The 8,634-nt window shown below is 33.3% G+C and carries 4 protein-coding genes; 2 read left to right on the forward strand and 2 right to left on the reverse strand.

Translation table 11 applies throughout. The features are described from left to right. Window positions 1-211: 211 nt before the first annotated feature. Together DFR66_RS13550 and gyrA are read right to left on the reverse strand one after the other, a co-directional pair. Complete coding sequence (locus tag DFR66_RS13550; RefSeq protein WP_114755356.1) at window positions 212-1,480, reverse strand: tetratricopeptide repeat protein; 1,269 nt, start codon at window positions 1,478-1,480, stop codon at window positions 212-214. A gap of 49 nt (window positions 1,481-1,529) precedes the next feature. Continuing rightward, on the reverse strand, window positions 1,530-4,151 hold the full coding sequence (gene gyrA, locus DFR66_RS13555) for a DNA gyrase subunit A (RefSeq protein ID WP_114755357.1): 2,622 nt from the start codon (window positions 4,149-4,151) through the stop codon (window positions 1,530-1,532). Window positions 4,152-4,406: 255 nt separating this feature from the next. Between gyrA and DFR66_RS13560 the strand changes: the two genes are divergently transcribed. Beyond that, a complete protein-coding gene (locus DFR66_RS13560) occupies window positions 4,407-6,953 on the forward strand; it encodes an ATP-dependent Clp protease ATP-binding subunit (RefSeq protein WP_114755358.1) in 2,547 nt (848 codons plus the stop codon). A 138-nt stretch (window positions 6,954-7,091) separates the two neighbouring features. After that, window positions 7,092-8,474 (forward strand): 30S ribosomal protein S6--L-glutamate ligase, encoded by a 1,383-nt coding sequence (rimK, locus tag DFR66_RS13565; RefSeq protein ID WP_114755359.1) that lies wholly within the window; start codon window positions 7,092-7,094, stop codon window positions 8,472-8,474. The last annotated feature ends 160 nt before the right edge of the window (window positions 8,475-8,634 follow it).

The raw sequence follows: 8,634 nt of genomic DNA on the forward strand, positions 1-8,634 counted from the left end.
ATTAAATCATATAACGAAGAATACGGACTGAACTGAATTTTTTGTTGCTGAACTAACATCTAAAAAGCCTTATGGTTACAGTTAAAAATACGAAAAAAGGAGCAAAAAACTATAGTTTTCTACTCCTTTTTTATTATATAATTAATTCTTAAAAAGACTTTTTCAGTGCCCTCTAAAAATAGACAGGTTTTTTTTTGCTTTGAAGAAAATTTTACAATTTTGCTTTTAATGCTTTGTATTCAGCAGTCATTTCTAATGCGTTGTAAACACCTAAGAGAGTCTTAGAAACATCTGCATTTTTAGGATCTAATTCAACAGCTTTTTCAAGATAAGGAATCGTTGCTTTAAAAAGATCTTCTCTTTTCTTTTTCAATTCATCGTAACGTTTCATATCCTTTGTAGAAGTTCCCAATTTATTCATTTCATCAATAATTACTTTTTCATTCTCTAACTTCATTGCAGCAAGATTGATGTAACCATTTGTATATTTTGGATTAATTTCTATAACTTTTTTATAATATTTTTCAGCATCTGCAACATTATTAGCGTTTGCACTTAATACACCAAGGTTAAAAATCAATTCTACATCGTTTGGATTTTTTTCCAAAACTTCAGCGATTAATTTTTTGTACATTTCAAAATCTTTTGTTTCCAAATAAAGATTAGCTTCTGTTAAAGTTAACGATGTATCTTCTGGGTTTGCTATCCTAGCTTCTGAAATTGCTTTTTTTGCTTCTTCAGTTCTACCTTTTTCAACCAAAATCAAGGCCATGTTTTTATAAATTTCACCTCGTTTAGAAGGAGTTACTTCTGTTCTTGGTTTTTCATGAGTGCCTAATTTTACCATTCTGTCTCTTTCTTGAAGAGTAGTAAAAAAGTCTTCTTGACTAGTTAATTTATTAACCGCAAAATAACTGGTTCCTTTTCCAGAATAGTTTAAGTTTTTTAAATCGTTATACAATTTTAGAGCAGCATCATAATCTTTAGCATTTACATAAGTAGAAGCCGCATAATATAAATTGATAGTGTCTTTTTTGTCTAACAAATAAGCGTCATATAGTTTTTTAGCACTATCAGCATGTTTATCTATTTTTGAATCAGCAATTGCACCATTAATCAATTTGAATTTAATTTCAGAAATTGAAGTTGCTGCTTGAGTCGAAAATTTTACTTTTCCAGAAGCTTTCTCAGAAACAATTAAATCTTGATACGCTTTTGCAGCAAGCGAAAGATTTGTATTAGTATCAACATTCTTGTTTGCTAAATCCAATAAAGAATTTCCTTTAACAAAGAAAAATTGTGCTTTTTCAGCATCTGGAGCATTCGCTATTAAAGATTCTGCTTCCATCAAAATGGTTACAGCTTCCTGAGATTTACCAGCTTTTAGCGCTTTTTCAGCCGCTTTTATTTGATCTTTTTGAGCAAAAGTAGCTACTGATATCAATAATGATGATGCTAGTAATACATATTTACTTTTCATAATATTCTAATTTTTATTTAATAATTATTCTTGGTTTTCTATTTTCTAATTATACCTCGTCATCTTCATCGTCAGCATCAATCTCGTCATCAGCTTCCTCTTCTTCAGAATCGCCATCCTCGTCATCCTCGTCAACATTTTCGTCTTCAAGAACTTCTAATACTGGTTTAACTCTTTCTATAGCTTCTGTTTCGACAACATTCCCTTCTTCATCTACAACTACCTCGGCAACATCGTCTTTCATAACTTTTGTTACCGCTGCAATCGAATCATTCCCTTTGATGTTAATTAACTTCACTCCTTGCGTAGCGCGTCCCATAACCCTCAAATCTTCGACAGCCATTCTTATCGTTAAACCTGATTTGTTAATAATCATTAAATCATCAGCATCAGTTACGGCATTTATAGAAATTAATTTTCCTGTTTTCTCAGTAATATTTAAGGTTTTAACCCCTTTACCACCACGGTTTGTGATTCTGTACTCATCAAGGCTTGAACGTTTTCCATAACCATTTTCAGCAACAACCAGAATTTCACTGTTCATATCATTTACAGTAACCATGCCAATTACTTCGTCCGTATCATCTTTAAGCGTAATTCCACGAACTCCAGAGGCTGTTCTTCCCATCGGACGAGTTTTAGTTTCTTCAAAACGAACCAATTTACCTGATTTTACAGCCAGAATAATTTGGCTTTCACCATTTGTAAGTTTTGCTTCTAATAATTCATCCCCTTCTTTAATGGTAATTGCAGCAACTCCATTAACTCTAGGTTTAGAATATTTCTCTAAAGATGTTTTCTTAACCTGACCTTTTTTAGTTACCATAATAAGGTTATGGCTGTTGATGTAAGCTTTATCTTTTAAATCTTGGGTACAAATAAATGCTTTTACTTTATCATCACTTTCAATATTTACCAAGTTTTGAATAGCTCTACCTTTAGCTGTTTTACTTCCTTCCGGTATTTCATAAACACGCATCCAGAAACATTTCCCTTTTTGGGTAAAGAACATCATATATTGGTGATTGGTAGCTACAAACATGTGCTCTAAGAAATCTTGATCTCTAGTTCCAGCGCTTTTTTGTCCAACTCCACCTCTATTCTGAGTTTTATATTCCGTAAGATTAGTACGCTTGATGTACCCAGCATGAGAAATTGTAATTACAACATTTTCATCAGCAATTAAATCTTCGATACTTACATCTCCTCCAGAATACTCTATTACAGAACGACGCTCGTCACCATATTTATCACGAATTTCAGTAAGTTCTTCTTTAATCAAAGCGATTCTCAAGTTTACATCCGCTAATAAAGCTTTCAAATGCTCTATCAACTTCATGATTTCTTCATATTCTGTTCTTAACTTATCTTGTTCAAGACCTGTTAATTGACGCAAACGCATTTCTACAATCGCACGAGATTGAATATCTGATAAATTAAATCTTTCGATTAATTTCTCTCTAGCTTCTTCTGTACTTTTCGAAGCTTTGATTAAAGCTATCACTTCATCAATATTGTCCGAAGCAATAATCAAACCTTCTAATATATGCGCTCTTGCTTCCGCTTTTTTCAACTCAAATTGAGTTCTACGAATTACAACATCATGGCGGTGTTCTATAAAATAATGAATCAAATCTTTAAGATTCAACATTTGCGGACGCCCTTTTACAATAGCAATGTTATTTACACTAAACGAGGACTGTAATTGTGTAAATTTATAAAGTGTATTCAAAACAACATTTGGTGTAGCATCACGTTTTAAAATATAAACGATACGCATTCCGTTTCTATCCGACTCATCACGGATATTCGCAATTCCATCAATTTTTTTGTCATTAACTAAGTCAGCAGTACGTTTTATCATATCTGCTTTATTGACTTGATAAGGTATTTCTGTAACAATAATACATTCTCTGCCATCCACTTCTTCAAAACCTACTTTAGCACGCATCACAATACGTCCTCTTCCAGTTTTGAAAGCTTCTCGAACACCTTCATATCCATATATTATACCTCCAGTTGGAAAATCAGGAGCTTTAATATGATTCATCAATTCGTCTACCTCAATATCATTATTATCCATGAAAGCTAACGTACCGTTAATCACCTCAGTTAAGTTGTGAGGCGGCATATTAGTAGCCATACCTACCGCGATTCCCGTTGCCCCATTTATTAATAAGGTAGGAACACGAGTTGGCATTACTGTAGGTTCTTGTAGTGTATCATCAAAATTTAATTTAAAATCAACCGTTTCTTTATCGATATCTGCCAAGATTTCTTCTGAAATTTTACGCATTCTAGCCTCAGTATAACGCATCGCTGCAGGACTATCGCCATCTACAGAACCAAAGTTACCTTGACCATCAATCAATAAATAACGCATACTCCATTCTTGTGCCATACGAACCATAGCATCATAAACAGATGTATCTCCGTGTGGGTGGTATTTTCCAAGAACTTCTCCAACAATTCTTGCTGACTTTTTATGGGCAGATCTGGAGTTAACTCCTAAATCATGCATTCCAAATAATACTCTTCGATGTACTGGTTTCAAGCCATCTCTAACATCTGGAAGCGCTCTTGATACAATTACTGACATCGAATAATCGATGTAAGCTGATTTCATTTCATCTTCAATGTTAATAGGAATTAACTTTTCTCCTTCAGACATAAGTTGTTATATTAAAAAATTATATTAGTTTCAAAAAGTGCCAATATACGCCTTTTTGAAATTTTTAACCCTATTTAACACTAGTAATTTCAATGATTTATTAACAAATTTGACAGTCGTTTTAGTTAATAAATTAAGCAAATTTTAACTTTAATATAATTATTTTTTTGTCTCTTAGCTGACACCACTAGATACAGGAATGGTTTTTGTTTTTCAATTACTAATTCATTAAATTTACGATATCAAATATATATTATGGATGATAATTTTTCACCAAGAGTAAAAGACGTCATTACTTACAGCAAAGAGGAAGCTTTGCGACTGGGTCATGATTTTATAGGAACTGAGCACTTAATGTTGGGTATTTTAAGAGACGGTAACGGAAAAGCAATTCAAATATTGAACAACCTATCTATTGATTTAGACCATTTACGCAGAAAAGTAGAAATCCTAAGCCCTGCAAGTCCGAGCCTAGAAGTAAATGTTGAGAAAAAAAACTTACACTTGACACGCCAAGCAGAACGAGCCTTGAAAACTACTTTTCTTGAAGCAAAAGTTTTTCAAAGTTCGTCTATCAGTACAGCACATTTATTACTGTGTATTTTAAGAAATGAAAACGATCCAACAACCAAGCTATTGAATAAATTAAAAATTGATTACGATATAGCTAAAGAACAATATCTAAACATGACTCCAAACGAAGAAGATTTTATAGAAAATTTGCCACGAAACGAATCATACAATGACGATTCAGGACAAGATGACAGTCTAAAAGAAGGGAATTTCAACAATCCAGCCAATAAATCAAATAAAAAATCCAAAACTCCTGTTTTAGATAATTTTGGTAGGGATTTAACAGAAATGGCCGAAGAAGGAAAACTTGATCCAGTAGTAGGACGTGAGAAAGAAATTGAACGTGTTTCTCAAATTTTGAGCCGTCGTAAAAAGAATAATCCATTACTTATTGGAGAACCTGGAGTAGGAAAATCAGCTATTGCAGAAGGTTTAGCGTTACGAATTATTCAAAAGAAAGTATCACGTACTTTATTTAACAAACGTGTTGTTACTTTGGATTTAGCGAGCCTTGTTGCCGGTACAAAATACCGTGGACAGTTTGAAGAACGTATGAAAGCAGTAATGAACGAATTGGAAAAAAATGATGATATCATTCTTTTCATCGATGAAATTCATACTATTGTAGGTGCAGGTGGCGCAACAGGCTCACTGGACGCTTCTAATATGTTTAAACCAGCATTAGCTCGTGGAGAGATTCAATGTATTGGAGCCACAACATTAGATGAATACAGACAATACATAGAAAAAGACGGCGCACTAGAAAGACGTTTTCAAAAGATAATTGTGGAACCTACATCAGTTTCAGAAACAATTACTATTCTGAATAACATCAAAAATAAATACGAAGACCATCATAATGTTACCTATTCGCAGGAAGCAATTGAGGCTTGTGTAAAATTAACAGATAGATATATGTCTGAACGTTTCCTGCCGGACAAAGCTATTGATGCATTAGATGAAGCAGGATCTAGAGTTCACATAACCAATATTGAAGTTCCAAAACAAATTTTAGATCTCGAACGTCAACTAGAGGATGTACGTGAATTGAAAAATGTAGTTGTGAAAAAACAAAAATATGAAGAGGCCGCTAAACTTCGTGATGACGAAAAACGTATTGAAAAAGATTTAGCTATCGCTCAAGAACAATGGGAAGAAGACGCTAAAAATAACCGAATTGAAGTTACCGAGGATAACGTTGCTGATGTTGTTTCAATGATGAGCGGAATTCCCGTGAATCGTATTGCTCAAACAGAAAGTAACAAACTAGCTAAACTCCCAGAACTAATTGAAGGGAAAGTTATTGGACAAAAAGAAGCAGTATTAAAAATTGCTCGTTCAATCCAAAGAAATCGTGCCGGATTAAAAGATCCGAATCGTCCAATTGGTTCTTTTATATTCTTAGGACAAACCGGTGTTGGTAAAACCCAATTGGCTAAAGTTTTAGCTAAAGAATTATTCGATTCTGAAGATGCGTTGATTCGTATAGACATGAGTGAATATATGGAGAAATTTGCGATTTCTCGTTTAGTTGGAGCGCCTCCGGGATATGTAGGATATGAAGAAGGCGGCCAATTAACAGAAAAAGTTCGCAGAAAACCATATTGTGTAGTTTTATTAGATGAGATTGAAAAAGCGCATCCTGATGTATTCAATATGCTATTGCAAGTTTTAGATGATGGTTATTTGACAGACAGTTTAGGTCGAAAAATCGATTTCAAAAACACTATAATTATTATGACCTCAAATGTTGGAGCCAGACAATTAAAAGATTTTGGACAAGGTGTTGGTTTTGGTACTGCTGCCAAAGTAGCTCAAGCAGACGATAATTCAAAAAGCATCATTGAAAATGCATTGAAAAAAACTTTTGCTCCTGAATTCCTAAACCGAATTGACGATGTAATTGTATTTAATGCTTTAGAAAAACATGATATCGATTTAATAATCGAAATTGAATTGAAAAAATTATTCGCTCGTGTGGCTGAACTAGGATACCAATTGAATCTTTCTGATAAAGCAAAAGCGTTTATAGCAGAAAAAGGATTCGATAAACAATTTGGTGCTAGACCTCTAAAAAGAGCCATTCAAAAATATGTTGAAGATGCACTTGCTGAAGAAATAATCACTTCAAAAATCACTTCTGGAGATGAAATCTTTATGGATATTGAAGATGGTTCACAAGAATTAACTGTGCAGATTCATAAAGCTGGAGAACCAACAAATCCTTAAATTCAATAAATAATTATAGTAAAATAAACCCGTTACGTTTTTATAACATAACGGGTTTATTCTTTACAGTAAACACACTTTTTTTGAAAACAAATATTTACATTTGGACTTTATAAAAAGGTTAAACAAAATTAATTTATGTCAGATAATAAAGTTATTTTAGGTAGTGAAGAATGGTGTTCTTTTCCAGAATTAGGAATTCCTACTATTAAGGCACGAGTAGATTCCGGTGCAAAAACATCTGCTTTACACGCTATAAACATTGCTCCATTTATCAAAAATGATAGCAACTGGGTAAAATTTGACATTAACCCAATACAAAATAACCAAAAAACAATAATTCATTGTGAAGCACCATTAATCGATAAACGTATAGTTAAAAGTTCAAGTGGATTTAGAGAACAACGCTATGTTATTCAAACAAATCTTCAAATAGGAAGTTCAAAATGGCCAATTGAAATGACGTTGACTAATCGAGATTCTATGGGTTTCAGAATGCTTTTAGGTCGTGAAGCTATGAGCGGAAGAGTTCTGGTTGATCCGGAACAAAAATATCTATTAGGACAACCCTCATCTGACAGTTTAAAAGAACTATACAAAAATTCTGAAAAAGCGAGTTCTGGCTTACGAATAGGGCTTTTAGCCAGTAATCCTGAATTATACAGCAACAAGCGAATTATGGAGGCTGGCGAGATGCGTGGCCACGAAATGCACTTCCTAAATATTAAGGAATGCTATATGAAACTTGATGCAAAAACACCAGAAATTCATTATCGTGGTGGTAAAATACTAAATCAATTTGATGCCATTATACCAAGAATCAGGCCCAGCATTACCTTTTATGGTTGTGCATTGACGAGACAATTTGAAGCTCTAAAAGTATATTGCTTGAATTCATCTAATGCAATTACGCAATCAAGAGATAAATTATATTCGTTACAATTACTACTGAATCACGGTGTAGAAATTCCAACAACTGGTTTTGCAAATTCACCATTGGATACGGATGACCTGATAAAAATGGTAGGAGGATCTCCTTTAATAGTTAAATTACTGGAAGGAACACAAGGAAAAGGAGTTGTATTAGCAGAAACTAAAAAAGCTGCAGAAAGTGTTATTAATGCTTTCAAAAGCTTAAATGCGAATATATTAGTTCAAGAATTCATCAAAGAAGCTAACGGAAAAGATATTCGTTGTTTTGTAATTGATGGGAAAGTAGTCGCCGCCATACAGCGTGAAGCAATGCCAGGCGAATTTAGAGCTAACATCCATCTTGGAGGAACAGCATCAGTTATTAAAGTAACAGCCGAAGAAAAGCGTATTGCTATTAAAGCTACGAAAGCAATGGACTTAAAAGTGGCTGGTGTAGATATCATTCGTTCCGCAAAAGGACCATTATTATTAGAAGTAAATTCATCTCCAGGACTAGAAGGAATTGAAGGAGCAACTAATAAAGATATAGCGGGAGAAATGATCAAAGCAATTGAGAAAAATTTCAAACAAAAAACAGAATTGAAGTAATCACTATTTTTGTATTTCTACAAATAAACATTTAAAATTACTGAGTATATATTAATATTACAAAAACCCGTTGGGTGAAATTAGTTTATTTGAATTTTGATATTATTGATTGGTCTGTCAAATATGAATTTGTTGATATATTGAACCAATGTTAATGCTG

This window comes from Flavobacterium glaciei, assembly GCF_003350545.1.
In the GTDB taxonomy this organism is placed as follows: Bacteria; Bacteroidota; Bacteroidia; order Flavobacteriales; family Flavobacteriaceae; genus Flavobacterium; species Flavobacterium glaciei.

Coding starts and splice junctions, on each gene's coding strand:
- rimK (WP_114755359.1), top strand. CDS start 7,092: ATGTCAGATAATAAAGTTATTTTAGGTAGTGAAGAATGGTGTTCTTTT.
- DFR66_RS13560 (WP_114755358.1), top strand. CDS start 4,407: ATGGATGATAATTTTTCACCAAGAGTAAAAGACGTCATTACTTACAGC.
- DFR66_RS13550 (WP_114755356.1), bottom strand. CDS start 1,480: ATGAAAAGTAAATATGTATTACTAGCATCATCATTATTGATATCAGTA.
- gyrA (WP_114755357.1), bottom strand. CDS start 4,151: ATGTCTGAAGGAGAAAAGTTAATTCCTATTAACATTGAAGATGAAATG.